Genomic DNA, 25988 nt, shown 5'->3' with positions numbered 1-25988 from the left:
TACTTCAAAGGAGGCATCCAAACATGGTTCAAGATAAAACAATCGCCAGCCGTATATTCGATTTTTTCAATATTTTGCTTCTGACCATCGTAGCGCTGCTGATGCTGCTGCCGTTCCTTCACGTGGTCATGGGATCGTTCACGACGGCCGAAGAGATGGCGCGCAAGCCGTTCGTCCTGATTCCGACGGTATTTACTTTGAATGCGTACGAATACATTTTGTCGACGGGAACGTTGTTTAAAGCGTTGGCGGTATCCATAGGGGTGACGGTCGGCGGCACGCTGATCAGTATGTTTTTGACGTCGCTGATGGCTTACGGGCTGACAAGACGGGATCTCGACGGACGCAAGACGGTGAATCTGATGATCGTATTCACCATGCTGTTCAGCGGCGGTTTAATTCCTTCCTTCCTCGTAGTGAAAAGCATGGGCCTGGTGGACAGCTATTTCGCCATGATTTTGCCGAGCGCGATCAGCGCGTTCAACCTGATCATTCTGCGCAGCTTCTTCCAGGGGCTTCCGGACGGGCTTGAGGAATCCGCGAAGATCGACGGCTGCGGAGATTTCGGGATTTTGTTCAAAATCGTGTTGCCGCTGTCTCTGCCTTCCTTGGCGACGATTTCCTTGTTCTACGCGGTAAACTATTGGAATTCCTACTTCAGCGCCATTATGTATATTAACGATGCGTCGAAATGGCCGGTTCAGGTATTGCTGCGGCAAATCGTTATCGCGGCGAGCGGTATGGCTGCGGATACGAACAGCGATTTCATCAAGCCGCCCGAGCAGACGATCAAGATGGCCGTTATCGTGGTGTCGACCCTCCCGATTCTCATCGTGTATCCTTTCCTGCAAAAATATTTCGCCAAAGGCGCGTTGGTCGGTTCCGTGAAAGGATAATGCCCGCGCTGCAATGGAAAAAAGTGAAGACGAAAAACGCCCCTGTAAGCCGGCGCCGTGCCGGCAGCCTTGCAGAGGCGTTTATTGCGTTATCAGCCTGGGACAAACGATTCGCACGCCGTCCCATCTTGCCGTCAGGGCAAAAATCCGGCCTGGCTCACATAGACGCGCTCTTCGCCGAAGACGCCGTACAATGCGGAGAGCACCTTCAGGTAAGCCGTCCGGTCGTACCAATCGGTTAGCTCCAGCTCCTCGTAGATGCGGCGGATGCCGAGCCGCTCGGTGCGCTTGCCGCCGCTGCCGTCGCCCATGAAGAAGTCGTCGATGCATACGCGGCCGACGGCTTCGGCCAGCCTTTCGGCGAACCGCTCCGAGGAGGGCAGCACCGGCGAGACCGCCGCCTGTGCGTCGATCCCTGCGGCGGCTAGCCGCTTCAAGGCCGAGAGGCGCGCCGCTATCGGCGGAGCGGCCGGAGTGAACGCCCGGCGGACCGGCTCAAGGTCGGTCTCGACGGTCATACTGACGCGGACGCGCCCGCCGAGCTGCTGCAGCAGGTCGATATCCCGCGTCACCAGCGGGCTGCGCGTCTGTACGAGCACGAAATCCGGCGGCTCGTCAGTCATCGCCTCCAGCAGGGAGCGGGTAAGCCGCTCGCGGTGCTCGGCCGGCTGATACGGGTCGGTGCTCGACGACATGAAGATTGTCACCGGCCCTTTGCGCTTCGCTTTCGCCAGTTCCTTGAGCAGGATGGCAGCGGCGCCCTCCTTGACGTCGATCCACGAGCCCCACGGCTCCCGCCGGAACTTGGCTACGGGCATCTCGCGGACATAGCAGTACGAGCAGGCGAAGGCACAGCCTGCATACGGATTCAATGTGTGACTGTACCCGGTCAAATAGCCGCTGGCCGGATTGAGCAGCTGCTTGGGCGTTTTGCGGGTAAGGTTCGGCTGCATCCCGTCATTCACCTCCTGTCGGCCACATACGATGCCGAATAGTAAGAACTTAAACTAATAGTACCATAGATGAGAGGGAGGAGGGGAAGCGCCGCGCTTCGCAATCGCTTAGGAATGAGGCTTGTTTTACGGCGAGGGCTCGGCCGGGAAACGGAGGGTGACGCGAGTGCCGGCGTTTTCCTTGCTCGTGAGGCCGATTTCGCCGCCATAGCGCTCCACGAGCTTCTTGCAAATGGCCAGCCCCAGCCCGGTCCCGCCTCTTTCCCGGCTTCGGGCTTTGTCCACCCGATAGAAGCGGTCGAATACATAAGGCAGATCGGCTTCGGGAATGCCGATGCCGTAATCGGCGATGTCGAGACAGACCATCCGGTCCCGCAGAGCCCCGGTGATCCGGATCTCGCGCCGGTCCCGCGAATATTTTACGGCATTATCCAGCAGGATGAGCAGTATTTGCTCCAGATGCTGGGGAGCGATGCGGATAACAGCCCCGGAGAGGGCATGCAGGTCGGAATGAAACGTAAATTGCGGGTGAAGAACGGATACATTTTTCACCGTGTGCAATACTTTTTTGGCGAGCTTCACTTGCTCCGTTTGACCCGCCTGATGCTGCGAATCCGCTCGGGTCAGCTCCAGCAGCTCTCTGACGATCCCTTTTAACCGCTGAAGCTCCTGAAGCGACGCCGTCAGCGATTCGTCGACCAGAGCGGGATCGTTCTTGCCCCAACGGTCCAGGAGCGACAGATGGCCTTCGATAATCGCAATCGGTGTTCTAAGCTCATGAGAAGCATCCTCCACGAACTGCTTTTGCTTCTGAAACGAGGTCTCTACCTGGTCCATCATGTCGTTGAACAGCTTGGCCAGCATCGATATTTCATCATGATTGTTGGGCGAGGCGACTCGCTCGTGAATCCCCTTTTGCTTTATTCTGCGCATCGTTTCCGTCACCGATTGCACCGGCTTCAGCAGCTGCCTGGCAATCAGCATGCCGCCGATCCCGCTGAGCAGTACGGCTCCGAAACCGCCGGCTACCATTACGAGCAGGATCATATTGTTCAGCATATCGAAATGCTCCAGATTATTGGCGATTTCCACGCTTCCGGAGAAGCCCTGGGTCGATAGAGGCTGGCGCATAATGAGCAGATGATTCTCCACATGCCAAATGCTCGTGAGCTGCGGCTGCTTGACGGGAAAGGGAACGACCCAATCCTCCGGCAATTTATTCGACAAGCTGACCACAATCGTTCCGTCGCCGTCCAATACCCGAATGAGCTGGTTCGTTTGAATAATTTTGCGCAAAAAGCTGGAACCGGCTTGAATCTGCTCCGTGCCGGCGGCGTTTTTTTCTTGAAAATAACCGATGATTTCATCCATATTTTTGCGGATTGCTTTCTCTTCCTGGCTCATCATCCATTGGTTGATCACGATGTACTGTACCACCGTATAGGCGATAAAAAGGCAGCACAGCAGAAGAGACGACCAGAGCGTCAATCTCCACAGAATCGGCAGCTGGGCCCAGCGAAACCGGACTAGCTTCATGCGCATATTCACCACCACGGCTGGCCCCCGCACGAGCGAAGGGCTTAATTGTGCATCCGAGTTCCGCTGCAGAAAGAAGAGCCCTCTGTCCTATGCGACAGAAGGCTGGAAAGGCCTGCGGCAGCGGCGCTTGGCGATTATTCCATATCCTCGGCCGCTTCGATCTCGTCGTCGGACGCTTCCACGGTAATAATATTTCCGGTTGCGGCATCGACCTTGACTTCCATGACCTGATCCTTGTTGTCCTCGATCACGACGTTGTAAATAACCGTGCCGTCCTCGGTGTCAAGCTCGACTTCCTGCACGGTGCCCGCAACCTTTTGCTTGGCGATCGCGATGCTTTGATCCTTGGAGATTTTGGCCTGCTTTTGCAGCTCCGCCTGCTCTTCTTCATATGCGCTCAGCTCGTCCGCTTCCGGGGTTTGCTGCCAAGCCGAAGCCGCCAAACCGTTTGCCGCGGATTGGGCCGACGTTTGAATAGGGCCGATCATAACCCCTTCGACGACCAGCAGAATAAAAGCGGCTAACCATGCGAGATGTTTCATCTTGAATGCCTCCTGCTTCATGGAATTGTTTATCTTGCTAGTTTTAGCATATCCACAAAATTTGGGAGCAAACAGGGAAAACGGCAATTTGGCCAAGGAAAAAACAGGATTCCGGTTTGAGAGCTTACGTTTGCGGGGGGAAATCAGGCATTAGCGGGCAATGATGAACGGATAAGTCAAGAGCAGAGCTGTGGAAAAGCAGGAAGCCAATGAAAGTGAAACCCCTTTCTTTGTCAAGAAAGATTTCTTTAAAAAATTCTCATGGATTTCTCATAATAGCGTTTCGGGCCAAGAGCGGCAAGGTTTTGCGAGGTTTCTAGTAAATAACCCCATTTTTTGATGTGATATGGTAGTTACAGGTGATACGCCTAATAACACGATCCAGGGGGAATAAGTCATGACATCCATGAAAAAAAATCTCAGCAAATCGTTGCTGTGTATCGGCCTTAGCCTTACCATGTTCGCAACTACCGCGGCCGTACTGCCTACGCATTCCGTAGAGGCCGCATCGGCAACGGCTTCATCCAAAGCGCAAAGCGTCATCTCGATCGGGAAAAAGTATTTAGGAGTTCCATACAAATATGGCGCTACGGCGGGCAGCACGAAATCGTTCGATTGCTCTTCTTTCACTCAATATGTGTACAAGAAGATCGGCATTTCGCTGCCGCGCACTTCGAAAGAACAGTCGAAAGCCGGCACCTTCGTTGCGCGTAAAAACTTGAAAGCGGGAGATCTGGTATTCTTCTACTCCCCGGTGCATCACGTGGCGATTTATATCGGCAACGGCAAAATTTTGCATACGTACGGCGAAGGCGGAGTCAAGATTTCCAATCTGAATTCGGGCTGGTGGAACAACCACTATCAAACGGCTCGCCGGGTTATCAAGTAACATTCAAAAAAAAGACGGATGCGCCGCAAGGGCAACCGTCTTTTTTGTACTTCCGGGATTAGTCGGAATGATGATTGGTAGGCATCGCTTCCGGGGAAGTCAGCTTGTCGTAAAATTCAACGTATTTATCTTTATCGCTGCTTGCGCGAAGCGCCATAGCCGCACGAGGATGCTCGTTCAACACGCCTGCGATCATGTAAGGAACGATGTAGCCCCATTCCACTTTCTCGCGCATAGGAATCATATGCTTCTCGATCAGGTCGAGAACAGGACGCACTTCATATCTAGGGTTTTTCAAATGGCTTACGAGCAGCTCAGTAGGGCAGTTGCCGGCCGCGCGGCCCATGCCGAATACGGATGCGTCGAGAAATTCGACACCTTTGCTAGCGCCCATGATCGTATTGGAGAAGGCCAACTGCATATTGTTATGCATATGCAAGCCAAGCTTCTTTTCAGGAAGCAAGCGCTGGAATTTCGCAGCCAAATAATCGATGTCGCTGTAATCCATGCTGCCGTAGGAGTCAACGATGTAGACGACGTCGACCGGAGATTTGTTGATCTCCTCGAAAGCTTCGGTCAGCTCGTTTTCCATAACATGGGACAGCGCCATAATGTTGACGCTTGTTTCGTAGCCGTAGCTATTGAACTTGCGGACAAGCTCCAGCGCTTTGTCTACATCCTTGATGTAGGTCGCTACACGGATCAGGTCAAGCTGGCTTTGCTCGCGCGGCAAAATGTCGTTCTCGTCCACACGGCCGATATCTACGAGAGCGGACAGCTTCGTGTCGGTTTTGGTATGAATGACTTCCTTCAAAAAATCTTCGTTCAAAAAACGCCACGGGCCCGCATCGGCACCCTTCAAAAGCTTGGCTGAGTTTTTATAACCGATTTCCATATATTCCACGCCGGCTTCGCTCAAGCCCGCATACATGTCTTGTACCATTTTAACGCTAAAATCCCAGTTGTTGACGAGACCTCCGTCACGAATCGTGCAATCCAAAATTTTGTGATTTGTATTTCTTGTCATAATCGTTGCTCCTTTTCCCATTGTGCGGCGTGCAGCCCGGCAAAGAAAGCGTATAGCGGGCGTTACGTTGTCCGATTGCACTTTGCAGCTTTTAAGCTTTATGGCTTTTAAGCGGTAAAGTAATTTTCACTAACCCTATCATTACACATCATTAAGTACTTTGTCAATCATCATACCAAAACAAATTCCGATTGACAAACATAATATGTTAAAATTTCGCTGCTTTCATTCCTCTGAGCTTGTTCGCCAGCATGTCAGCGTATTGCAGCAGAAAAAGGAGGATGGCGAGGGCAGCAAACAATGAGTTGATCTCGATATGAGCTTATGCTATAATGATGCTTGTTCGCAGGTCCGTAGCTCAATGGCAGAGCAACCGGCTCTTAACCGGTAGGTTGTGGGTTCGACCCCCACCGGGTCTATACTGACGAATTTGTGCAACTAACGAAGCTCCGTTCCGCTGGAACGGGGCTTTTTTAATGTTTTTTTGAAAATCCGCAATTTGTTATCATGAGTGTACATGAATTTATAAAAACGGTGATCAGGGGGAGAAGATTGCGTCATGTTAAACTATAATTTATGCTTTATTCGAAAAGAGGACCGGGTGCTGATGATCAATCGGCATCATGCTCCGCTCAAGGGGATGTGGAATGGCGTAGGGGGCAAGCTGGAACCCGGAGAGACTCCCTACGACAGTGTGATCCGAGAGGCTTGGGAGGAAACGGGCATAGGGCTGCGGTCAGCCCGGTTCGGCGGGATCGTGACTTGGGAGACCGATGGCCGGTTTGCCGGGGGAATGTATGTGTATACAGCGGACTTGCCGGAGGAATATAAGGATGCGTTTGCTTCACCGGCAGAGTCGGAAGAAGGCATTCTTGCTTGGAAGGCGGTCGATTGGGTCGTTCAGCCGGACAATCAGGGAATCGCCGGGCATGTCCGGCATTTTCTGCCTCCGATGCTGGCAGGAGCGGAGCCAAGCGAGTATCGCTGCATATTCAAGGAAGGCAAACTGCAGGCTTGCTTGACGATGCCGCTGCAGGAGGAATCTGCCCGGAATGCTGCGGCGGGGGCGAAATAACTTTTGCGCGGCCATAAGACAGATGGGCGCGTGCGGAGCCGGAGCTTCTGACAGGTTCAGTTAGCTCCGGCTTGCCGACGTGCCGCATACGGCATACTAAGGCACTTTCAGGATGGAAATCGTACCGATGATCGGCAGCGGCTTCAGCTGCCCGCCGGTAGCCTGGACGATGCCGATGACGGCGAGTACCAGCGTGGCGAGATTGGCCAGCGGCACAAGAAACAAGCCGATGAACGGAATCCATCCAAGCACGATGTTGCAGACGATGTTCAGCAGCAGGAGCACCAGCCCTTGATTGCCGTGATACATAGCGAAGCGGGATTGTCTTGCGGCCAGCAAGGGCAGAAAGAAGAGAATATATGCGGCGGCGGCGATCCATTTATTTTGTTGAATGTCGGCCGGCTCCGCCGTCAGCGCATCCTTTCCCGGAGAGAAGGAAGGGTCTTGCTCATCGTTATGATAAGACACGGGATTCACCCCTTTCTTGAAAAATAGCGGCGGTTCTTGACTTGTAACCAATTTATGCGGCGCTTGACCCGCGTATGTCTGCTTTGGCAGCGGGGGGAAGGAATAATCTGGCGTCGTCAAGGGCAATCTAGTTATAAGAAGGTTCTTGACGAAAGGAATGATATATTTTGACAGGCGTACCGATTTTTTTCGAATTCGAAAACGAACAGTCCGCTGCCCTTGCCAGAGAAACGCTGGAGGAGCTCGGTTACCGGACAGGATGGCATAACGAAATGCAGCACCCGACGCTGCACATTCATGTAGAGAGGAATGATTTGACCTCGGCGCTCGAAATCGCGCAGGCGCATGGAGGGCTGTTGAAGGATACATACGGGGCCTTAGCGGAGAGCGACGCTTATGCGGCGGCCTATAATGAAACGGATTATATCCCGATTCCCGCTCATCTGGTGAACGAAGATTTGGACGCAAAGGATGAAATCGGTATGTCCCAAAGTCTGGGAGCGGGCGAATCGGACTCCGGCAACGGAGCCGAGGTGTTCGATCCTTCCGACGACGATTATAACTATTTTGATGCCGGCGTCAGGCTGTGAAGACGTCCCGTAGCCAGGCAGACCAGGAAGCAGCGGTGTTCCGTAGCATGCGGGCCGCTGTTTCTTTTTTCTGCGCTTTGATTCCCCCGGTGAAAAAGATTTGCCCCGGAAAACAAAGTTGCAGCTCCCCTATTTTTCGTTGCCGGGAAAAAACTGTTTCTCTAGACCCACACAAGTTTCGTTTGTTATGATGAGGTTCGGTTTAAAATCAAGCATGTATGGTAGCATGGAGTTGGGGGAGAGCTAGGGTGGACACGTACGATAATTTAAAACAGGGCGAAAGAGGCGCATGGGTCAGCATTGCCGCTTACGTGATTTTATCTGTTTTCAAAATCGGCATGGGATATATCACCTCTTCGGAGGCGTTGACGGCGGACGGAATCAACAATACGACCGATATTATCGTATCGCTTGCCGTATTGATAGGGCTCCGAATTTCGCGCAAGCCGCCCGATCAGGACCACCCGTACGGTCATATGCGAGCGGAAACGATCGCATCCATGGTCGCTTCTTTCATTATGTTCGCGGCGGGTCTTCAGGTGCTCGTGCAAGCGGGGAAAGGTTTGCTTCATGACGACGGGCAGGCGCCGGATATGCTGGCCGCTTGGGTCGCTCTAATCTGCGCCGCCTGCATGTGGGGCGTGTACTTATACAACAGCCGGCTGGCTCGCAAAATTAATAACCAATCGCTGATGGCCGCCGCCTACGATAATCGTTCGGACGCCTTGGTGAGTATTGGCGCGGCAATCGGCATCATCGGATCGCGCCTCGGGTTTCCGATTCTGGACGCGGTTGCCGCGTTCACCGTAGGCATCGTTATTTGCAAGACGGCATGGGATATTTTTGCCGAAGCGACTCATGCGCTCACCGACGGTTTCGATGAGGAGAAGCTGATGGTATTCCGGCAGACGGTGGGAGACACTCCGGGCGTCAAGCGGATTAAAGATATTCGCGCCCGCATTCACGGCAGCAGCGTGCTGTTGGATGTCGTCGTGGAAGTCAGCGCGGAGCTCAGCGTTGAGCAGAGCCATCATATTAGCGACGAAATCGAAAGACGTATGCATACCAAACATCACATCGATAATGTGCATGTTCATGTGGAGCCGTATGCCGTTAATCGTTAAAAGAGATATCGGGTCGGGACGGCTTGCGCCGTACGGCGATTCGAAGGACCAAGCTGCAGGCTTCGCGAAGAAGCTTGCGGCTTTCTTTTGTTTGCAAAATAAGAACAATAGAGCAAAAAAAGATAACCTCCCGAAGCGGCTTCTGCATAAAAGTCCTCTTGAAGGAAAGAACCAAACGTAGTATCAATAAAGCAGGGACGAATAACGACGAAGACGAATGGGGCCGATGAACGGTGAAAAGAATGATTTATCGCGCGCAAATGAGAGAAGGACAGGAAGAAGCGGCGCTGCGGCAGCTGGCGGGCTCTCCGGTTGCGCGCCGATGGGTGGATGAGGGCGGTATCATGACGATTGCGGGCTTCCGCTGGCAGCAGCATGTGTTTGCCTACTATGAATGCATAGATCGGGATATTCATCCGGACGAGCTGTTCGAAACGGCTGCGCCTATGCTTGAAGATTGGCCAGGCCAGGCCGCCGTGCGGCAGTGGATTCCGATGATCGACGTGTTTCATTTCAACGAGCCGGCGAGTTATGAGCACTGGATTCGCAAGCAGCCCGTCGAGCGCAGGGCGGGGCGCGTAGCTCATCTGAAACCCGAGATGATGGCCAGCTACATCTATTATCATTATCAGCTGCAGGAGGAACGGGCTTTTCTCGGGGATAAGTACGAGATTATTGCGATGCACGAAAACCTGCTGTTCGGCTATCAGGAGTTTCCGAAGGTTGTCGAAGAGCCGGTGCTTCCGCGGAAACTGGCGACTAACGGCACGCCGGAAAACTGGAACGATTCGCGAATGGATCTGCACTTCCAGGCATGGGAGGACGGGCATCTGTATTTCAAGCATATAGAGCCGATTTTTGCGATGTACTGCGGGGATGAACATAATGAGCGCATATAAAGGAGATAGAATCGATATGAGAGTGAACGTACGCGATTACGGAGCAGTAGGAGACGGGAGAGTAAAAGACACGGCCGCCATTCAAGCGGCGATCGACGATTGCCATCGTCAAGGAGGAGGCACCGTCGTCGTGCCGCAGGGACAATACTTGTCCGGCACGCTGCTGATCCAATCGAATGTGAACCTGCATCTCGAGGCGGCTGCGCGGATCGTCAGCAGCATGGAAGAACAAGACTTCGCAGCCCCGCAGTCGTCGGGAAGCGAGCAGCTGTTTTACAGCGAAGGCCAAGGGAAGAATGCGCTGATTTGCGCCCGGCATGCCGAACGGGTGTCGATTACCGGGCCGGGAACAATCGACGGCAGAGGGGAACATTTTCTCGAACCGGAGGATGGCGTAAGCGACTATGTGCTGCTGCCGCTCGGCGGCTTCCGTCCGAAGCTGATCGACTTCGAGGGCTGCACGGACGTGCTGTTCCGCGATGTGACGCTATACCGGGCTTCGTCTTGGGGGCTTCATATGACGGGTTGCAGCCGCGTCAACATTCACGGAATCAAAATATTGGGGCAGCAGCGCGGGCCGAACAACGACGGGATCGATCCGGATTGCTGCAAGGACGTCCATATTTCGGATTGCCACATTGAAACCGGCGATGACTGCATCGTGGTCAAAACGACGAAAACCGGCGCCGAGCGCTACGGCTCCTGCGAAAATATTACCGTAACGAACTGCACGCTGGTGACGCATGACTCGGCGGTGAAGATCGGAACGGAAACGCACGCGGACATCCGCAATATCGTCGTATCCAACTGCGTCATCCGCAACTCCAACCGCGGTCTCGGCCTGTGGGTGCGGGACGGCGCCACGGTTGAAAATATTTTGTTCTCGAATATTATTATCGAGACGCGGCTGTTCAGCGATGCCGAGGAGACGAGCAGAGAGCTGCGCTGGTGGGGGAAAGGCGAGCCGATCTTCATTACGGCGGAGCGGCGCAAAGATTCGGCGCAGGCTCCCGGCATCATCCGCAACATCCGCTTCGATCATATTTCGGTGGAGGCTGAAGGCGGGGTTTACTTGGAAGGCTCCGAGGACAGCGTGATCGAAAATATTTCCGTCCGCGGCCTGAAGCTCGCCATGCGGGTCAAAAGCGGCTATCCCGGCGGACTGTTCGATACGCAGCCGTCTGCTCGAGGCGTGTTCCCGCATCATGTCCCGGCGGTATTTTGCCGTCATGCCAAAAACGTGTCGCTGGACGATGTGGAGGTCGTATGGCAGGGAGAACCGAATACGAACTGGTCCAATGCTATGTACGGCGAGCATATCGAGCGGCTGTCGCTGCGCGGCTTCCGCGGCCGTGCCGCCAAGGAAGGGGAGAATGCCGTCGCGCTGAAGAGCGTGTCCGGCATATCCGTAGAAGGCTGCAAAGCCGAGCGCGGCACGGAGGCGTTCCTCTCGCTGGAGAACGTTGACGCCGAGGAATTATTCGTGGCAGGCAACGACTTCGCGCAGGCGAAGACCGCGGTTCGCTTCGCCGACGGGACGAGCCCGGAATATTTTGCAGCGGCGAATCGGATGCCGAAGCAGGGATAATATAAACATAAGAAAGCCTTGATATTCTACGGATGTAGAGGATCAAGGCCTTTCTCTATTAAACAATGCCGACGGCAGTATTATCGTTTTGCGGCTCAAGGCGCGGGTCGCCAGTGCTTCTTCGACCGCTTTTATACGGTTTCCGCCGCGCTTTTCCCGGCCGTATAGCCGGTCGTAAACGCTGCGGTAATATTGTAGCCGCCGGTGTAGCCGTGAATGTCGAGAATTTCGCCGCAGAAGAATAAGCCTGGCATCCGCTTCGACTGCATTGTCTTCGGGTCGATTTGTTTCAGGTGGATGCCGCCGCCGGTGACAAAAGCTTCTTCTATCGAAAGCGTGCCGTTCACATCTACCGGGAACGCCTTCAGCAGCTTGGCCAGCTCCATCCACGGCTGCTTCGGAATATTATCGTACGTAATCTCGCCGGAGAGTCCGGCTTTGTCCAGTACGAGTGGGAGCAGCCGTTCGGAAATTGCGCTCTTCAGCACGTTCTTGATTTGCTTCTTCGGATCGGCCTTGGCTAAGGACAGCGTGTAGTTATACACTTCATCGACACTCCGTTCGGGGAACAGGTCGATCGTCATCCGAATCCGGGATACGCCGGACTGCTTAAGAGCCTTCACGACAAACTGGCTGCAGCGCAGCGCCGCGGGACCGGATATGCCGAAATGGGTGAAGATCATGTCGCCCTCATGCTCGATCAGCTTCTTGCCCTTCGGATTCCATACCGACAGAGTAATATCGCGCAGCGACAGCCCTTGCAGCTCCTTGCTGCGGATGAACGGCTCCCCGGAGGTTATAGGCACTTCCGTCGGGTACAGCTCCGTGATCGTATGCCCCGCTTCCTCGGCCCAAGCGTAGCCGTCGCCTGTAGAGCCGGTATGCGGCACCGACTTGCCGCCGGCGGCGATAATGACGCCCGCGGCTTCGATCCGCTTGCCGCCCTGCAGTTCCACGCCTGCGACTCTCTCCGAACGATACAGCACGCGGCGGACAGGGCTGTTGACGCGGATGTCGACGCCGAGTTCACGCACCTTGCCGACCAGCGCGTCGACTACCGTCTTTGCTTTGTCCGATACGGGGAACATCCGCCCCCGGTCTTCTTCTTTCAGCCGTATGCCCAAGCCTTCGAAGAACGCGACAATATCTTTATTGCTGAATTGCGCCAAGGCGCTGTGCAGAAATCGCCCGTTGCCGGGAATATGCCGGATCAGCTCGTCCAGCTCTTTCGCATTGGTAACGTTGCAGCGTCCACCCCCGGAAATGCCGAGCTTGCGCCCGAGCTTGTCTCCTTTGTCGACGAGCAGCACTTTGGCTCCATGGGAAGCCGCCGCTATACAGGCCATAAGGCCGGAAGGACCGCCTCCGATGACAATGACATCGTATGACATAAATGTAGAAGCTCCTCAAGGTATAAATAGATACGATAATTGTACGCTTTTTCTTCCTTAATGCAAACCGAGCGGTTCTTACACATTAAGCCGTGCCAATTTTTGAAGCTTTGAGTGATTTTCCTTAGGCTACGCATAATAACGGTGAAGGGAGTGGCAAACGAATATGGCTAACACGCAAAATTCCAAGGAACAAGAAAAACAGGCTCTTCAAAATAAACAAACATCCGCAGGAAAAGCTGTGCACGATAAAAAGCTGGACGGCCCGAACCGTCCTTCCGTATAGAACGGGCTGCGGCATCACACGAATAGGCAGGCGGAAGAAGGTTATCTGCGGCGGAAGCCTCGAGCGCTCAAGCCGCAGGAGCGGATAACGCATGAAGGAGGGAGACATATGGAGCGTAAGGAAAGCGGCGGTCAATCGCTGCGTCAGACTTCTAAGCAGGCCAAGGAGCAGAGCGAGCTCGATCCGTTTGAAATTAACTTTCTGCCTCAATTTTTGGAGGGGAGAGGGCCTCGAGAACCGTTCGTGAACTCCCATGGCGTCGTGATCGGCGATCATGAGTACGAATCGGAGCAGTCTCCGTTGGAAAATTGGTCCGAAGACGTTGATCCGGCGGTGATGTCGGGAGACGAATGGGTGCATCCGTTCAAAGACGTAGGTTTTCATTCTCCCGAAAATAAGGATTACTTCGAGAAGGGCATCGTCCCTCAAACCGGCGGCTTTATGCACGCGGACAAAAACGTCGCTTATCAGGCGTACAGCGATAATGAAGGCGAGGAACCGGCGAACGAGCGCGGCACGGAGAACGGTTTTTCCGGCAGTAAATAGCCGCATCGGCAATGCTTAGGCTGTCTCATGGCTCTGACGCGTGAGACGGCCTATTTGGCGCGGGGAGTAAACAGATGCTTTGCTTTCCTTGACAGCCGATGTATAATAAGACAAACGAAAGTTTGTAAATCCTTATGTAGGTAAAAGGAGTGAATTGTACATGTCCATGTCATTTGAGTCATACATGAGAGATATGGTTCAACCGATGAGAGATGATTTGACCCGCATCGGGATTACGGAGCTGCGTACGCCGGAAGAGGTCGTCGAGAAGCTGGAAAGCGCTAAAGGCACCGCGCTGCTCGTTATTAACTCCGTGTGCGGCTGTGCCGCCGGACAATGCCGTCCGGGCGTGGCCAAAGCGCTTCAGCACGAAGTAAAGCCGGACCATCTGTTCACCGTCTTCGCAGGCCAAGATAAGGAAGCGACGGCCAAAGCCCGCGAGTACTTGGCGCCGTATCCGCCTTCTTCGCCTTCCATCGCATTGTTCAAAGACGGCGAGCTCGTCCATTTCATTCAACGCCATCAGATCGAAGATCGCTCGGCGGAAATGATCGCAGGCGACCTGGTCGGCGCTTTCGAAGAGTTCTGCAAGTAATATTATGTACATTAAAGCTCCTGACGGCATCTATGCGCCGATCGGGAGTTTTCTATAGTCAAAAGAGAGTAGAAGAGGTGTATGTAGACGATGAGCCTGCAACAGGATATTATCGCCAAGCTCGGCGTGAAGCCGGAAATTCATGTGGATGAAGAAATTCGCAAGCGGGTCGATTTTCTGAAGCAATACGTACTGGGCGCGGGAGCGAGAGGACTTTTGATCGCGATCAGCGGAGGCATCGACAGCGCGGTCGTCACCGGTCTATGCGTCCGTGCGACGGATGAATTGACTCAGGAAACTGGCAAAGAGTACAAGACGGTAGGCGTATTTCAGCCTTACGGCGAGCAGAGCGATATTTCCGACAGCTATGCCGTAGCCGAAGCGTTCCAGCTTAAATACCGGATTGAAACGAACATCGAGGAAGCGGTCAACGAGATCGCGCTGGAGGCCGAGCACGGATTGAAATCGATCGGCGAGCATCGTCATTTGAGCCGCGGCGGCAAAGGCAATGTGAAAGCCAGAACGCGCATGGTCATGCAGTATGCGCTCGCGTTCGAGCTGAACCTGCTTGTTGTCGGCACCGACCACGCCTCGGAGGCGATAACCGGCTTCTACACGAAGTACGGTGACGGAGCCGTCGATATTACGCCGATGAGCTCGCTCAACAAGCGTCAAGTAAGACAGCTTGCCGCCAAGCTGGGCGTTCCGCAAAGCGTGCTCGATAAGGCTCCTACCGCTGGCTTGTGGGAAGGGCAGACCGACGAGAACGAGCTCGGCATTACTTACGAAGCGAACAGCGCTTACCTGGAAGGCAAGGAAATCGATCCGGCCGCCAAGGAAAAGCTCGAGAAGCAGTATTTGAAGACGGAGCACAAGCGCGCGCCGATCCCCGGCATTTAAATTTACGTTTTGAAGAAAAGGACGTTTCTCATGATCATCGGAATCGGAACGGATCTCCTGGACATTGGCCGGGTAAAAAACATAGTGGACGGCTCTTCCGGACAACGGTTTATCGAACGCGTGCTGACGCCGGCGGAACGGGATTTGGCCGATGCCCGCAAAGGGCGCCTCGCCGAATTCGTCGCCGGCCGGTTCGCGGCCAAGGAGGCCGTCAGCAAGGCGCTCGGCTGCGGCATTGGCAAGCTGGTATCGCTGCAGGACATAGAGGTGCTGCCTGACGATGCCGGCAAGCCGCTGTGCCGTCTGTCGGAGGAAGCTTGGCTCCGGCTCGGCATGGAAGCGGGAGCTGCGGTCATTCATCTCAGCATTACTCATACGGACACGGCGGCTATGGCTTATGCGATCGCCGAACGAAGAGCCGAACCAAGCAATAAGTAGGGAACTAGCACATAGGGGGAACTTTGCGATGGAACAGCGGTACGTGAAAGAATCGAGAACTTATAAAACATCGAGAGTGTTCCCGACAGATGTGAACAATCACAATACGTTATTCGGCGGCAAATTAATGGCTTATATCGATGATATCGCTTCCATCTCGGCCTCCAAGCACTGCCGCAGATCCGTCGTCACGGCGTCCACGGACTCTGTCGACTTTCTGTCGCCGATCCGTCCCACCGATTCCGTCTGCTTGGAATCGTTCGTGACATGGACGGGCAAAAGCTCCATGGAAGTGTTCGTGAAGGTGATTACCGAAGACTTGAAGAGCGGGGAGAGAACGATTGCGGCGACTTCGTTTCTGACGTTCGTAGCCTTGGACGAGAATAAGCGCCCTGTTACGGTACCGAGAGTTGTTCCCGAGACCGAAGAGGAGCGCAGGTTGAACGAAACGGCCACTCGCCGCGCGGAAATGCGGAGAAACCGCAGGGAAGAGAGCCTGCAATTTTCCGGCCATTTGACGACGAAGTTTCCTTGGGAGTAGAACACAGCGTGCAACCGATAACGATAAAGGCGGGGATAAGAGATGAAGCAGCGTCCTGACAGCAGGGAGTACGCACCTTATTACGACACCTATATCCGTTTGGTGCCGGAGGGCGGCTTGAGCGATATTTTGAAGGAGCAACTGCAGACGACATTGGCGCTGCTGCAGCCGCTCACGGAGGAGCAGGCAGGCTATCGGTACGAATCGGACAAATGGAGCATTAAGGAAGTCATCGGCCACATCTCCGATAACGAGCGCATTATGGCTTACCGCCTGCTCCGCATTGCCCGGGGAGACACGGGAACTTTGGCTGGGTACGACCAGGAACCGTTCGTTCGCGAATCGTTCTTCGACCGGCGTTCTTTGACCGATCTTCTGGAAGATCTGACGGCGGTTCGCCAAGCGACGTTAACGCTGCTTCGCGGTTTGACCGAGGAAGCCTGGTCGCGGCAAGGCGTGGCCAATAACAGCGTGCTGTCCGTGCGGGCGCTGGCTTGTATTATTGCCGGTCATGAGCTGCATCATCGCAGCGTGCTTCAGGAACGATACGGCCTTGGGTAAAAGATGCAGGAGCCGTCAGGACGGCAAGAAAAAAAGGAATCTTCATGCGGTAGGCTAAAACCGCGGAAGATTCCTTTTTCGCATCCTGTCGATTACCGCTTACTACTTATTGCAAGCCCGATTAAAACTCGTATTGGACCGTAACGCTGGTCGTAATCGTCAGTTCTCCGGGGGAGATGCTCGTTCCGGCTGCGGAAGAAGCCATATCCGCCTTCATCATCATCGGGCTGTACTGACGAACCACCGGCCAGCCCGATGTGCCGCCTTCGGCGACATTCATAATGCCTTTGAGCTCTTTGCCGGCCGTCTTGGCAATCGCTTTGGCTTTCACTTCGGCATTCTTCATAGCGGAGTCGATCGCTTGAATTTCATAATCCTGCCGCTTCTCCGTATCGAATTGGATGCCGTTAATTTGATTTGCGCCTGCACCCGATGCGGCGTCGAGGAAGGTGCCGATTTTATCGATATCCCGGTAAGTGACCTGAACGGTTTGCGATGCGGAATAGCCGGTAATGACCGGTTCTTTATCGGTGTAGTTGTATACCGGCTGCACCTGGAACGAGGAGGTCTTCACGTCCTTCTGGTCAAGCTTATACGTATCGAACAGCATGGACGTCAGCTTCTGGAAGCTTTCCGCATTTTTCGCTTGCGCTTCGTTGGCCGTATCGGCTTTGGTTACTACACCGAGGCTGATGTAGGCTACGTCCGGCGTAATCTTGATCTCGCCTTGACCGCTGACGGAAATGCTGTTTCTCGCGTCTTCCTGGGCGGCGTAGGCCGGAGCGACTCCTGACGGGTATGCGGTTGTAAAGTAGGTCAATCCGGTAAGCAAAGTGACTGCAGCGACTCCGACGATAATCTTGCTTTTTACAGTGGATTTCATGATATTCCCCCGATTCCCAAATTGTTGTTTCCACCCTTACAAACGAAGATGCTTGGATAAATGTTGCAAAAAAAAGAACGGAATTTTTAAAATTCCGTTGGATCATGAGCAGTGCATCTTCGTTATGCCGTTTGCATCGGGTCATATATCCGCTGCGGCAAGAAAGCCGCGGGAATTGGGCGGGCAAGGGGGAGCGTTATTTTTTTCCGGCAAGCCATTCGGCCAAAACTTGCGCTTCCTCCGGTTTGACCTTGGAGCTGAGAGCGGGCATACCGCCGCCGCCGTTCAAAATTTGGCTGGTGATCTGTTCCTTGGTCAGCTTGGCGCCGATTTTTTGCAGATTGGAATCGGGGCCGACTTTCCCTTCCAGATTGTTGCCGTGACAAGACATGCAGTTTTGTTTATATAGCGCCTGCGCCTGCTCCGGCGCGCTTGCCAGTTGATCCCCTTGCGCGGATGAGGCATTTTTGCCGGCGCCGCCGAAGGGCTCGCCGCTCTGTTTGGCGGCTCCTCCGCATCCGGCGATCGCCCCTGCCAGCAGCAGTACGGAAGCCCAGCCGAGTCCTTTATAAAGCATGTTCATCCGAAATCCTCCCCTATGTCATCCGTGTCATTCTTCATTCAGGGGTAGCGTACACTTTTCGCCGAATGTTGTCAAACTTTGCAAAACCGCGGTTGGAGCGTCGTCTCGGACGGCTCCCATCGCCGAACGGATTGAAATCCGACAACGGGCTCCTAACAGTCCATCAAAGGGGAGAACCGGTGTTTTTTGGCGTAATCGCGGGGAGAGACCCCGGTTACCTTTTTGAAAATGCGGCTGAAATAAAATTCGTCCGTATAGCCGACGCTGCTGGCGATCAGCTTCAGCCGGTAATCGGACAGCACGAGCAGCTCCTTGGCGCGGTCGACGCGCAGATGGGTCAAATAGTCGATAGGGCTGTACCCGATATATTTCTTGAATAAGCGGGAATAATGGCTCACGCTGAGCCCGGCCATCTGCGCCAGGCTTTCCAAGGTTAGCGGCTCCTGGTAATGGCCGATCATATAATCTTGCGTCAGCTCGATGGCGGCCGTCGTATCCCCCGCGATTTTCTGGGCGCGGAAGTCTTGAATCAGCGTAAGGAACAGCTCCAGGAGCAGTATTTTGCGCCGCATGGCGGTCATATGCCCTCTGCGCTTCCACAAAATGTCGAGCTGCTCGAACAAATAGATCAGCTGCGGCGTATTGTTGACCGTGTACATCCCTTCGAGCGGGAAGGCGGTTTCCGCAGCATTGCGATAAATCCACTGTTCCTTCTCTTCGTAAGTTTCCGTATAATGAAAACGGAGGAAGTAGTACTCTAGCGGCTGTTCGGGATCGGTCGTCCGCTCGACGATCATGCCGGGGCTGAAGCAGAACAGCTTTCCGGGCTCCGCCGGATAGTGCTTCCCGTTAATGGTGAACGAGCCCTTGCCTTTGATGATGAGCCAGACCGAATTGTGCCGGATCGATCGAGGCAGCTGATGCCACTCGGGGCTGCATTTTTGATGGCCGACAAGAAGAATGGAGATGACCAGCTTGTTCAGTCGTGCCGCCAATTCACCGGGAGTTAACATATTTTTCACTCCTCCGATGGATTCAATCGCCATTCATTATATCATATCGTTCTTTACTAGAAGGAGACCTCATGGATACAAACGAGAAAAAACAGTTTTTTTCCGAGCATTTACTTGCCTGGTACCGCAAGCACCGCCGCGATTTGCCGTGGCGCCGCAGCCGCAACCCTTATCATATATGGATTTCGGAAGTTATGCTCCAGCAAACGCGGGTCGATACGGTCATCCCGTACTTTCACCGGTTCACCGAGCGTTTTCCGACGATGGAAGCGCTGGCTAACGCACCGGAGGAAGAAGTGCTGAAGCTGTGGGAAGGGCTAGGCTATTATTCGAGAGCCCGCAACCTGCAGGGGGCGGTAAGGGAAGTGCAGGAGCGCTACGGCGGAGTTGTGCCGGACACGCTGAAGGAGATTTCGACGCTCAAGGGCGTCGGCCCCTATACGGCCGGAGCCGTGCTGAGCATCGCGTATAATAAGCCGGAGCCCGCGGTGGACGGCAATGTGATGCGGGTGCTGTCGCGTTATTTTCTGATCGAAGAAGATATTATGAAGATCGGCACAAGAGGGATCATGGAAAAGCTCGCCAAGGAGCTGATTCCCGAAGGGGCGGCAGGCGACTTCAATCAAGGCTTGATGGAGCTCGGGGCGATGGTCTGTACGCCGCGTTCCCCGCATTGCCTGACCTGTCCGGTGATGGAGCATTGTGCCGCGAGGGAGATGGGGATGGAGGAGGAGCTGCCGGTGAAGAAGAAGGCCAAGCCTCCGCGCCCGGAATACCGGATCGCCGCGCTGATCGAAGGAAGCGGGCCGCAGGAAGGCCATATCTTGATCCGGCAGCGTCCGCAGGAAGGCTTGCTTGCCCGGATGTGGGAGCTGCCGCATGTGGAGGTGCCGTTCGGCTATGCGGATGCGTCCGGTGTGCCTGCTTCGATCTCCGTGCTGACGGAGCAGCTCGCGCTGGAGACGATCGGCATTCGGCCAGGACAAGGTTTTATGCATGCCGAGCATACGTTCAGTCACATTCATTGGGATATGCAGGTCGTAACCTGTAGTCTGGAGCCATCGGTTGTTCCGTCCGGCACGGGTATGCTGCTGCCTTCCCATTACCAATGGGTGAACCGGGATACGATGGAGCAGTATGCTTTTCCGAACGTATTCCTTAAAATTTTGAAGCGATACTTCTCCTTATAATTTCTTTAAAATACAAACGGCAAAAGGCCATAGTTCGCAATTTCGGACTGGGGCATTTTGCCGTTTTATGTTTGGAATGGAGCTGACCTCTTTGTGGATTTTATTGAAAAATTTGGGATCATATGACCTATATTCTTCCATAAATCTTTGTGTGATAATGTGAAATGGCTGGCCAGCCGTATCATGAATCTAGCTTTTATTCACTATGATTGAGGAGGAAGGCTTTGTGAAATTCAAAAAAACAGTAAGCGTGTTTCTGGTTTTATGCTTCTTTCTGGTAACGGTTCAATCCGCCTTTGCGAGCGGTCCAATGGTCGGCCCTATTGTTTGGAATAATAGTGCGTGGGCAGATGAGCCTTATGGGTACGCCAGCGTAAGCGACGGTTGGACCGAGGTCGGCTTCACCACGAACGGGCAGTATGACAACAGCTTTTACGGCGCCTCCAGCTCGGACACGGTCATTGATGTTCAAAATGTCAGTTCCATTTCATTCGATTACGATTTTTATACTAGCTGCTATGACGATATGGGCGATTGGCACACCGTCTCCTTAAGCATTTACCTGAGAAATCCGGACGGTTCCGGGGATTACATATTGGATGCCACATGGGATACCCCGTCCGACGATGCGGACAATAACGATTCAGGCCGGCTGACAGTCAACCTTGACAACCCAATCCGATATGAACGAAACATAAGCGGTACAAGGTTAGGTAATATTACAGCCCCGACTCATTCTCTCTCCGCGCCATTCACCGGGAAAGTGTATATTTCTGTAAGTACGGTCAGCGCGGGGTTCAACCATACCGCTTGGTCGAAGGCCGGAGGCAGTATCAGCAGCATTACTTTTAACTAGCCTGCAGCTCTTCCTCGGCACACCAAACAGCCCGGTTTTCTTGGCGCCAACGATCGGTTGGACGGAGAACCGGGCTTCTTTTTTCGGCATTTAAATAATCCGTTCCTTCAGAGCGCTCATGCTCTTGATATTAATCATTTTCTTATCGATGGTAATGATTCCGTCTTCTTGAAGCTCCTGCAGCACCTTGGTGACGGATTCCCGCACCGTTCCGGCCATATTGGCGAGCTGCTGATGCGTCAGCTTCATGGCGATCGTCACTCCGCTCTGTTTGGACACGCCATGCTCCTCCGCCAGCCGGGCAATCACCTTAATCGTGCGCGTGCGCACGTCAAGGAAGGTCAGATCGTAGATTTGCTCGTTGGCTTTGCGCAGCCGCTCCATAGTGACCTGCAGCAGCTTGAGGCTCAGTTTGGGCGACTTTTCGAGAAATTCGATGAAATCGGATCGCTTGAGCGTGTACATGGTCGTCGAGGCCAATGTTTCCACGGTAGCGGAGCGGGTCATCCCCGTCTCCAGAAGCGACATTTCCCCGAAATAATCGCCTTCCCGGAACAAACTTAAAATGACTTCCTTCGTATAGTCCATCCGGTAAATTTTGACGACGCCGGTTTCAATGATGAAAAATTCGTTGCCCGAATCGCCCTCATGGAATAAAACCGTATTTTTCTTATAATGCCGCTCCGCAAAAAGAGGAGCAATCGATTCCAGCTCGCTTGCGGATAAATGCTCAAATATAGGTACTTCTTTCAATAAAAGAACAATATTCTGCATCTGTTGCTCATCTCTTTTCTTAATCCTAATGTACCAATGCGTCTTCCCCTATACGGTAGATCATGATGCTTAGATGACGGGATAAGTCGAGTTCGACGGACTCGCTCAAATCGTCACCCTGCTCATTGGTCAAAATGCGAACGACCGGCCTTTGCTTGAACCCGGGATTGTGCTTCGCCACAATGCCGATCTGTCCCGTGCTCAGGCGGACGCTTAGCCCGACAGGGTATATAGCCACTTTGTCGCGGAAAAAGTCCACCTTATCTCTATCATACAGCGTTCCCGCTCTTGTGAAAAGATTTTCCAGAGCATGATCCGGCGGGAAGGCAGGACGGTAAGGACGCGGATTGGTCATCGCATCGTAAGCGTCCAGCAGCCCGACCCATTGGGCGAACGGATGAATGCCTGCTTCGGTGAGTCCGGCCGGATAGCCGCTGCCGTTGATTTTTTCGTGATGCTGCAGAGCGCAATGTGCGGATAAGAGCGGAATGCCCGGAGCATCCTTGACGATTTTATAGCCGTACTCCGTATGTTTTTGAATTTCTTCATATTCGAGCGGTGTAAGGGGGCCTGTTTTGAGCAGCAGCTTCGGGGATACTTGCGTATTGCCGATATCATGCAGCATGGCGCCGAGACCGAGCGCGTAAAGCTGCTCTTGTCCGTAACCCTCCAGAAGGCCGATACGGGTCGCGTAGACGCAGACGTTCAAGGCGTTGCGGCACAACTGGTCAACGACCGATAAGCTGCTTCGGTTCATATGCATCAGCAGAATCGTATCTTCCTCGGGCGAATGCCGGTACTGCTCGGACAGATCGTCAAGGATCAGCTCCATGCTCTTCAGGGCGGCTTTCGATAAGGAGCGCATATCGCCGCTGTTCCAATCGCCCGATTGCTGAAGCCGCTGGAACGCGGGCATCAGATGGAGCCGGACGGCCGTTATGGTATCTTCGTTCAGAGCGTCAGCGATTCGGATATCTTCGGTCCGTTCATCCTCAATGAACAAATGCTGGTAGCCCATAAGCTTTAATTTGCGAATATCAGGCTGGGTAAGCTCGGAGTGGTAGCGGAGCATCGTTTGCCCCTCTTCGGACACAATGGATTTACCGATCCGCATGCCGGGCTGCACCATGGAGATAGGGAGTAGTCTCATCGACCTTTATACCACCTCTATATTCGGTTAGTAGATTCGCGGGCTCGGTTGCGAGCTTGACCGTTAAGGCCTGGCGGGGCTTAATGCATCGACAATCGGTTTGGTTTTTATTATTTCATATCTATTTAAAAAATGCTACGAAAGTTTACCAAAATTGAACAAATTGTCATCAGGCATACCGGGACCCTAGCCATGAAAAAGAGAGGAGCCCGATCAGGCTCCCCTCCGCAGATAACGGCTCTTATTTTGCTGCAGCTTCGTAGCGTTTGCCTACTTCAGCCCAGTTCACAACGTTCCAGAACGCGCCGATGTAGTCAGGGCGTTTGTTTTGATATTTCAAGTAGTAAGCATGCTCCCAAACGTCCAAGCCAAGGATGGGAGTGTTGCCTTCCATGATCGGGCTGTCTTGGTTAGGAGTGCTGCTGACAACCAATTTGCCTTGTGGAGTTACGGAGAGCCAAGCCCAGCCGCTGCCGAAACGGGTAGTAGCCGCTTTAGCGAAGTCTTCTTTGAATTTATCGAAGCCGCCCAGCTCGCTGTTGATAGCGTCAGCCAGTTTGCCTGTAGGAGCGCCGCCGCCGTTAGGCCCGATAATTTCCCAGAACAGGGAGTGGTTGGCATGTCCGCCGCCATTGTTGCGAACAGCCGTACGGATGGCTTCAGGTACACTGTCCAGGTTAGCGATCAGGTCTTCAAGGGATTTGGCTTGAAGATCGGCATGACCTTCCAACGCTGCGTTCAAGTTGGTTACGTAAGTGTTGTGGTGACGATCGTGGTGAATCATCATCGTAGTTTCATCGATATGCGGTTCCAACGCGTTGTTTGCATAAGGCAGTGCTGGTAATTGATGTGCCATTCGTAAATACCTCCTAAGAATATGTAATTTCGAATTCCAGTACTTATTATCCTCTATTTTCGAAATAAAATCAACATGTATGTATAAAAAGTGTGCGTTTTAATCGCGCCGCTGAATTTCCTGAATAATTTGGCTCAGCATCGCCGTTCCCTGGGCATTCAGCCAAGGGGACAAATCGCTCATGACACGTTGATGGTAATGCAGCTCTTCTTCCGTCCAAGCTTCGGCTTTAATATCGTTCAGCTCGTGAATCCTGCGGACCTCCTGACTTGGCATGGCGCTCCTCCTTTCTCCGGTTGATATTTTTTCCTGCATTATCATTTCTCGGGGGGATGGATTTTATGCGCAGCCATCGGACATAGCATCCGGGGCGTCGTTGGCTTCGCGGTACGTGGATGCCGGCGGGCAGGAGGGGCGCTTCGGCCGGGAGAGGACAGTCCGCGAGAAAGCTCAAAAAAATGCGCGGAAATGATCCGAGAAGGTCTTTTATTTTTGCGCGATCAGTGATAAACTAATTCTCAGATACATAGTTTATCGAATAAACAAAGTATATGCGGAGGTGTCTTGATGAGCAATTCATTTATTCCTAAAAAAGAAGATCGTTTTACATTCGGACTGTGGACCGTAGGCAACCCGGGCCGCGACCCGTTCGGCTTGCCGGTTCGCGAAGGGTTCGCCCCGGTTGAATCCGTTCACATGCTTGCTGAGTTAGGCGCATACGGCGTCACCCTGCATGATAACGACCTGGTGCCGATCGATGCGACGGCAGCGGAAAGAGAGCGGATTGTAAACGAATTCCGCGGCGCGTTGAACGAGACGGGACTGAAGGTGCCGATGGTGACAGTCAGCTTGTTCACCGATCCGGTTTTCAAAGACGGCGGGTTCACATCGAACGATCCTCGTGTACGCGCTTACGCGATTCAGAAGACGATCCAGGCGATGGATCTTGGCGCCGAGCTCGGAGCGCAAACCTTCGTGCTGTGGGGCGGCCGCGAGGGCTCCGAGGTCGACGCGGGGAAAGATGCGGTCGAAGCGACCAAGCGTTACAGAGAAGCGATCAACTTCTTGTGCGAATATAACATTTCGCAAAAATACGGCTTCCGGTTCGCGCTGGAGGCGAAGCCGAACGAGCCGCGCGCCGATATTTATATGCCGACGACCGGAGCGATGCTCGGCTTGATCTCGACTCTCGAACATCCCGAGATGGTAGGGGTGAACCCCGAGGTTGCTCACGAACGGATGGCCGGCTTGAATTTCTATCATGCGGTAGCGCAGGCGCTGGATGCCGGCAAGCTGTTCCACATCGACTTGAACGACCAGAAGATGGGCCGCTTCGATCAAGACTTGCGCTTCGGCTCCGACGGCGTCAAGGAAGCGTTCTTCCTCGTCAAGCTGCTGGAAGACTATAACTATCAAGGCATGCTGCACTTCGACGCGCATGCGCTGCGTACCGAAGACCGCAATGGCGTTATCGAATTTGCCAAAGGCAACATGAGAACTTACCTGATCCTGAAGGACAAAGTCAAACGCTTCAACGAAGACAAGGAAATTCAGGCGCTGCTTCAAGAAATTAACGGCAAGAAGCTCGAGCTGCCGGGCTTCGACTTCAAATTCTCGGCAGAAAGCATCCAAGCGTTGAAAGGCTACCAGATCGATCGCGCGACAGTCGGTGCCGAAGGCATCAACTACGAAAGACTGGATCAACTGACGATGGAAATTTTGCTCGGCGTTCGCTAAATCAGACCTTTAATTGTTTTTCCCTTTTCTATGTAGTCCGCTTGAGACACCCTCCCGTTTTTGCGGCGGCGGGTGTCTTTTTGCTGTGCTCCGGTATG

Annotated in this window: 29 protein-coding genes and 1 tRNA gene; 17 read left to right on the top strand and 13 right to left on the bottom strand. The window is 53.6% G+C overall.

Annotated features, from left to right (window positions below; all coding sequences use genetic code 11):
• Nucleotides 1–23: 23 nt before the first annotated feature.
• Nucleotides 24–896, top strand: coding sequence for a carbohydrate ABC transporter permease (locus SK3146_RS16575; RefSeq protein ID WP_249866033.1), 873 nt, complete (start codon nt 24–26; stop codon nt 894–896).
• 134 nt (nt 897–1030) lie between these two features.
• On the opposite strand, the gene SK3146_RS16570 is transcribed toward SK3146_RS16575, so the two are convergent.
• The 3 genes from SK3146_RS16570 to SK3146_RS16560 form a co-directional block, all read right to left on the bottom strand.
• The gene (locus SK3146_RS16570; RefSeq protein WP_249866032.1) at nt 1031–1849 is read right to left on the bottom strand and encodes an SPL family radical SAM protein; all 819 of its coding nucleotides are present in this window, start codon (nt 1847–1849) and stop codon (nt 1031–1033) included.
• Nucleotides 1850–1975: 126 nt separating this feature from the next.
• The gene (locus SK3146_RS16565; protein ID WP_310942999.1) at nt 1976–3391 is read right to left on the bottom strand and encodes a HAMP domain-containing sensor histidine kinase; all 1416 of its coding nucleotides are present in this window, start codon (nt 3389–3391) and stop codon (nt 1976–1978) included.
• Between the two features lie 131 nt (nt 3392–3522).
• Nucleotides 3523–3930 carry a PepSY domain-containing protein gene (locus SK3146_RS16560; protein ID WP_249866031.1) on the bottom strand — a complete coding sequence of 136 codons (408 nt, stop codon included), beginning with the start codon at nt 3928–3930 and terminating at the stop codon, nt 3523–3525.
• A 457-nt stretch (nt 3931–4387) separates the two neighbouring features.
• Here SK3146_RS16560 and SK3146_RS16555 point away from each other — a divergent pair, with 457 nt between their 5' ends.
• The gene (locus SK3146_RS16555; RefSeq protein WP_249866325.1) at nt 4388–4819 is read left to right on the top strand and encodes a C40 family peptidase; all 432 of its coding nucleotides are present in this window, start codon (nt 4388–4390) and stop codon (nt 4817–4819) included.
• Nucleotides 4820–4877: 58 nt separating this feature from the next.
• On the opposite strand, the gene SK3146_RS16550 is transcribed toward SK3146_RS16555, so the two are convergent.
• Complete coding sequence (locus SK3146_RS16550; protein ID WP_249866030.1) at nt 4878–5846, bottom strand: aldolase catalytic domain-containing protein; 969 nt, start codon at nt 5844–5846, stop codon at nt 4878–4880.
• 347 nt (nt 5847–6193) lie between these two features.
• Here SK3146_RS16550 and SK3146_RS16545 point away from each other — a divergent pair.
• Nucleotides 6194–6265, top strand: a tRNA-Lys gene (locus SK3146_RS16545).
• Nucleotides 6266–6405: 140 nt separating this feature from the next.
• On the top strand, nt 6406–6921 hold the full coding sequence (locus SK3146_RS16540) for an NUDIX hydrolase (protein ID WP_249866029.1): 516 nt from the start codon (nt 6406–6408) through the stop codon (nt 6919–6921).
• Between the two features lie 96 nt (nt 6922–7017).
• Here the strand turns inward: SK3146_RS16540 and SK3146_RS16535 are convergent, their stop codons facing one another.
• Nucleotides 7018–7389, bottom strand: a complete 372-nt coding sequence (locus SK3146_RS16535) for a DUF4870 domain-containing protein (protein ID WP_375295437.1) — start codon at nt 7387–7389, stop codon at nt 7018–7020.
• A gap of 167 nt (nt 7390–7556) precedes the next feature.
• Here SK3146_RS16535 and SK3146_RS16530 point away from each other — a divergent pair, with 167 nt between their 5' ends.
• The 4 genes from SK3146_RS16530 to SK3146_RS16515 all read left to right on the top strand — a co-directional run bounded on the left by SK3146_RS16530 (nt 7557) and on the right by SK3146_RS16515 (nt 11590).
• Nucleotides 7557–7979: a hypothetical protein gene (locus tag SK3146_RS16530; RefSeq protein ID WP_249866028.1), complete on the top strand. Its 423-nt coding sequence runs from the start codon at nt 7557–7559 to the stop codon at nt 7977–7979.
• A gap of 218 nt (nt 7980–8197) precedes the next feature.
• Nucleotides 8198–9103 carry a cation diffusion facilitator family transporter gene (locus SK3146_RS16525; protein WP_283942828.1) on the top strand — a complete coding sequence of 302 codons (906 nt, stop codon included), beginning with the start codon at nt 8198–8200 and terminating at the stop codon, nt 9101–9103.
• Nucleotides 9104–9363: 260 nt separating this feature from the next.
• Nucleotides 9364–10002: a hypothetical protein gene (locus tag SK3146_RS16520; protein ID WP_249866027.1), complete on the top strand. Its 639-nt coding sequence runs from the start codon at nt 9364–9366 to the stop codon at nt 10000–10002.
• 16 nt (nt 10003–10018) lie between these two features.
• Nucleotides 10019–11590: a glycoside hydrolase family 28 protein gene (locus SK3146_RS16515; protein ID WP_249866026.1), complete on the top strand. Its 1572-nt coding sequence runs from the start codon at nt 10019–10021 to the stop codon at nt 11588–11590.
• Between the two features lie 131 nt (nt 11591–11721).
• Here SK3146_RS16515 and SK3146_RS16510 read toward each other — a convergent pair whose 3' ends face one another.
• Nucleotides 11722–12981 carry a BaiN/RdsA family NAD(P)/FAD-dependent oxidoreductase gene (locus SK3146_RS16510; protein ID WP_249866025.1) on the bottom strand — a complete coding sequence of 420 codons (1260 nt, stop codon included), beginning with the start codon at nt 12979–12981 and terminating at the stop codon, nt 11722–11724.
• Nucleotides 12982–13375: 394 nt separating this feature from the next.
• Between SK3146_RS16510 and SK3146_RS16505 the strand changes: the two genes are divergently transcribed.
• The 6 genes from SK3146_RS16505 (at nt 13376) to SK3146_RS16480 (ending at nt 16848) form a co-directional block, all read left to right on the top strand.
• Nucleotides 13376–13813, top strand: a complete 438-nt coding sequence (locus SK3146_RS16505; protein WP_249866024.1) for a DUF3905 domain-containing protein — start codon at nt 13376–13378, stop codon at nt 13811–13813.
• A gap of 160 nt (nt 13814–13973) precedes the next feature.
• Nucleotides 13974–14408 (top strand): BrxA/BrxB family bacilliredoxin, encoded by a 435-nt coding sequence (locus SK3146_RS16500; protein WP_249866023.1) that lies wholly within the window; start codon nt 13974–13976, stop codon nt 14406–14408.
• 90 nt (nt 14409–14498) lie between these two features.
• Entirely contained in the window at nt 14499–15308 is an 810-nt protein-coding gene (gene nadE, locus SK3146_RS16495; protein WP_249866022.1) for an ammonia-dependent NAD(+) synthetase, read from the top strand.
• A 30-nt stretch (nt 15309–15338) separates the two neighbouring features.
• Nucleotides 15339–15746 (top strand): holo-ACP synthase, encoded by a 408-nt coding sequence (gene acpS, locus SK3146_RS16490; protein ID WP_249866021.1) that lies wholly within the window; start codon nt 15339–15341, stop codon nt 15744–15746.
• A 28-nt stretch (nt 15747–15774) separates the two neighbouring features.
• On the top strand, nt 15775–16287 hold the full coding sequence (locus SK3146_RS16485; RefSeq protein ID WP_249866020.1) for an acyl-CoA thioesterase: 513 nt from the start codon (nt 15775–15777) through the stop codon (nt 16285–16287).
• 42 nt (nt 16288–16329) lie between these two features.
• Nucleotides 16330–16848, top strand: coding sequence for a DinB family protein (locus SK3146_RS16480; RefSeq protein ID WP_249866019.1), 519 nt, complete (start codon nt 16330–16332; stop codon nt 16846–16848).
• A 121-nt stretch (nt 16849–16969) separates the two neighbouring features.
• Here the strand turns inward: SK3146_RS16480 and SK3146_RS16475 are convergent, their stop codons facing one another.
• The 3 genes from SK3146_RS16475 to SK3146_RS16465 form a co-directional block, all read right to left on the bottom strand.
• Nucleotides 16970–17731: an SIMPL domain-containing protein gene (locus SK3146_RS16475; RefSeq protein WP_249866018.1), complete on the bottom strand. Its 762-nt coding sequence runs from the start codon at nt 17729–17731 to the stop codon at nt 16970–16972.
• 196 nt (nt 17732–17927) lie between these two features.
• A complete protein-coding gene (locus SK3146_RS16470) occupies nt 17928–18314 on the bottom strand; it encodes a c-type cytochrome (RefSeq protein WP_249866017.1) in 387 nt (128 codons plus the stop codon).
• Between the two features lie 152 nt (nt 18315–18466).
• Nucleotides 18467–19327, bottom strand: a complete 861-nt coding sequence (locus SK3146_RS16465; RefSeq protein ID WP_249866016.1) for an AraC family transcriptional regulator — start codon at nt 19325–19327, stop codon at nt 18467–18469.
• Between the two features lie 71 nt (nt 19328–19398).
• Between SK3146_RS16465 and mutY the strand changes: the two genes are divergently transcribed.
• Entirely contained in the window at nt 19399–20517 is a 1119-nt protein-coding gene (gene mutY / locus SK3146_RS16460) for an A/G-specific adenine glycosylase (protein WP_249866015.1), read from the top strand.
• Between the two features lie 226 nt (nt 20518–20743).
• Nucleotides 20744–21373 carry a hypothetical protein gene (locus SK3146_RS16455; RefSeq protein ID WP_249866014.1) on the top strand — a complete coding sequence of 210 codons (630 nt, stop codon included), beginning with the start codon at nt 20744–20746 and terminating at the stop codon, nt 21371–21373.
• A gap of 90 nt (nt 21374–21463) precedes the next feature.
• Here the strand turns inward: SK3146_RS16455 and SK3146_RS16450 are convergent, their stop codons facing one another.
• From SK3146_RS16450 to SK3146_RS16435, 4 genes are all read right to left on the bottom strand, one after another.
• Nucleotides 21464–22126 (bottom strand): Crp/Fnr family transcriptional regulator, encoded by a 663-nt coding sequence (locus SK3146_RS16450; protein WP_249866013.1) that lies wholly within the window; start codon nt 22124–22126, stop codon nt 21464–21466.
• A gap of 46 nt (nt 22127–22172) precedes the next feature.
• Complete coding sequence (locus tag SK3146_RS16445; protein WP_249866012.1) at nt 22173–23297, bottom strand: HD-GYP domain-containing protein; 1125 nt, start codon at nt 23295–23297, stop codon at nt 22173–22175.
• 241 nt (nt 23298–23538) lie between these two features.
• Nucleotides 23539–24153 carry a superoxide dismutase gene (locus tag SK3146_RS16440; RefSeq protein WP_249866011.1) on the bottom strand — a complete coding sequence of 205 codons (615 nt, stop codon included), beginning with the start codon at nt 24151–24153 and terminating at the stop codon, nt 23539–23541.
• Nucleotides 24154–24252: 99 nt separating this feature from the next.
• Nucleotides 24253–24429, bottom strand: a complete 177-nt coding sequence (locus SK3146_RS16435; protein WP_249866010.1) for a hypothetical protein — start codon at nt 24427–24429, stop codon at nt 24253–24255.
• 291 nt (nt 24430–24720) lie between these two features.
• On the opposite strand from SK3146_RS16435, the gene xylA reads away from it, so the two are divergent.
• Nucleotides 24721–25890 (top strand): xylose isomerase, encoded by a 1170-nt coding sequence (gene xylA, locus SK3146_RS16430; RefSeq protein WP_249866009.1) that lies wholly within the window; start codon nt 24721–24723, stop codon nt 25888–25890.
• The last annotated feature ends 98 nt before the right edge of the window (nt 25891–25988 follow it).

The organism is Paenibacillus konkukensis (genome assembly GCF_023523925.1).
Taxonomy (GTDB): Bacteria; Bacillota; Bacilli; order Paenibacillales; family NBRC-103111; genus Paenibacillus_S; species Paenibacillus_S doosanensis.
Note: the sequence above shows the minus strand (reverse complement) of the source record. Positions and strands in the feature narration are given on the sequence as shown.

Coding starts and splice junctions, on each gene's coding strand:
- SK3146_RS16525 (WP_283942828.1), top strand. CDS start 8,198: ATGGTAGCATGGAGTTGGGGGAGAGCTAGGGTGGACACGTACGATAAT.
- SK3146_RS16515 (WP_249866026.1), top strand. CDS start 10,019: ATGAGAGTGAACGTACGCGATTACGGAGCAGTAGGAGACGGGAGAGTA.
- nadE (WP_249866022.1), top strand. CDS start 14,499: ATGAGCCTGCAACAGGATATTATCGCCAAGCTCGGCGTGAAGCCGGAA.
- SK3146_RS16505 (WP_249866024.1), top strand. CDS start 13,376: ATGGAGCGTAAGGAAAGCGGCGGTCAATCGCTGCGTCAGACTTCTAAG.
- SK3146_RS16570 (WP_249866032.1), bottom strand. CDS start 1,849: ATGCAGCCGAACCTTACCCGCAAAACGCCCAAGCAGCTGCTCAATCCG.
- SK3146_RS16445 (WP_249866012.1), bottom strand. CDS start 23,297: ATGAGACTACTCCCTATCTCCATGGTGCAGCCCGGCATGCGGATCGGT.
- SK3146_RS16500 (WP_249866023.1), top strand. CDS start 13,974: ATGTCCATGTCATTTGAGTCATACATGAGAGATATGGTTCAACCGATG.
- SK3146_RS16520 (WP_249866027.1), top strand. CDS start 9,364: ATGAGAGAAGGACAGGAAGAAGCGGCGCTGCGGCAGCTGGCGGGCTCT.
- SK3146_RS16470 (WP_249866017.1), bottom strand. CDS start 18,314: ATGAACATGCTTTATAAAGGACTCGGCTGGGCTTCCGTACTGCTGCTG.
- SK3146_RS16440 (WP_249866011.1), bottom strand. CDS start 24,153: ATGGCACATCAATTACCAGCACTGCCTTATGCAAACAACGCGTTGGAA.
- mutY (WP_249866015.1), top strand. CDS start 19,399: ATGGATACAAACGAGAAAAAACAGTTTTTTTCCGAGCATTTACTTGCC.
- SK3146_RS16435 (WP_249866010.1), bottom strand. CDS start 24,429: ATGCCAAGTCAGGAGGTCCGCAGGATTCACGAGCTGAACGATATTAAA.
- SK3146_RS16485 (WP_249866020.1), top strand. CDS start 15,775: ATGGAACAGCGGTACGTGAAAGAATCGAGAACTTATAAAACATCGAGA.
- xylA (WP_249866009.1), top strand. CDS start 24,721: ATGAGCAATTCATTTATTCCTAAAAAAGAAGATCGTTTTACATTCGGA.
- SK3146_RS16555 (WP_249866325.1), top strand. CDS start 4,388: ATGTTCGCAACTACCGCGGCCGTACTGCCTACGCATTCCGTAGAGGCC.
- acpS (WP_249866021.1), top strand. CDS start 15,339: ATGATCATCGGAATCGGAACGGATCTCCTGGACATTGGCCGGGTAAAA.
- SK3146_RS16480 (WP_249866019.1), top strand. CDS start 16,330: ATGAAGCAGCGTCCTGACAGCAGGGAGTACGCACCTTATTACGACACC.
- SK3146_RS16550 (WP_249866030.1), bottom strand. CDS start 5,846: ATGACAAGAAATACAAATCACAAAATTTTGGATTGCACGATTCGTGAC.
- SK3146_RS16475 (WP_249866018.1), bottom strand. CDS start 17,731: ATGAAATCCACTGTAAAAAGCAAGATTATCGTCGGAGTCGCTGCAGTC.
- SK3146_RS16565 (WP_310942999.1), bottom strand. CDS start 3,391: ATGCGCATGAAGCTAGTCCGGTTTCGCTGGGCCCAGCTGCCGATTCTG.
- SK3146_RS16510 (WP_249866025.1), bottom strand. CDS start 12,981: ATGTCATACGATGTCATTGTCATCGGAGGCGGTCCTTCCGGCCTTATG.
- SK3146_RS16465 (WP_249866016.1), bottom strand. CDS start 19,327: ATGTTAACTCCCGGTGAATTGGCGGCACGACTGAACAAGCTGGTCATC.
- SK3146_RS16560 (WP_249866031.1), bottom strand. CDS start 3,930: ATGAAACATCTCGCATGGTTAGCCGCTTTTATTCTGCTGGTCGTCGAA.
- SK3146_RS16575 (WP_249866033.1), top strand. CDS start 24: ATGGTTCAAGATAAAACAATCGCCAGCCGTATATTCGATTTTTTCAAT.
- SK3146_RS16540 (WP_249866029.1), top strand. CDS start 6,406: ATGTTAAACTATAATTTATGCTTTATTCGAAAAGAGGACCGGGTGCTG.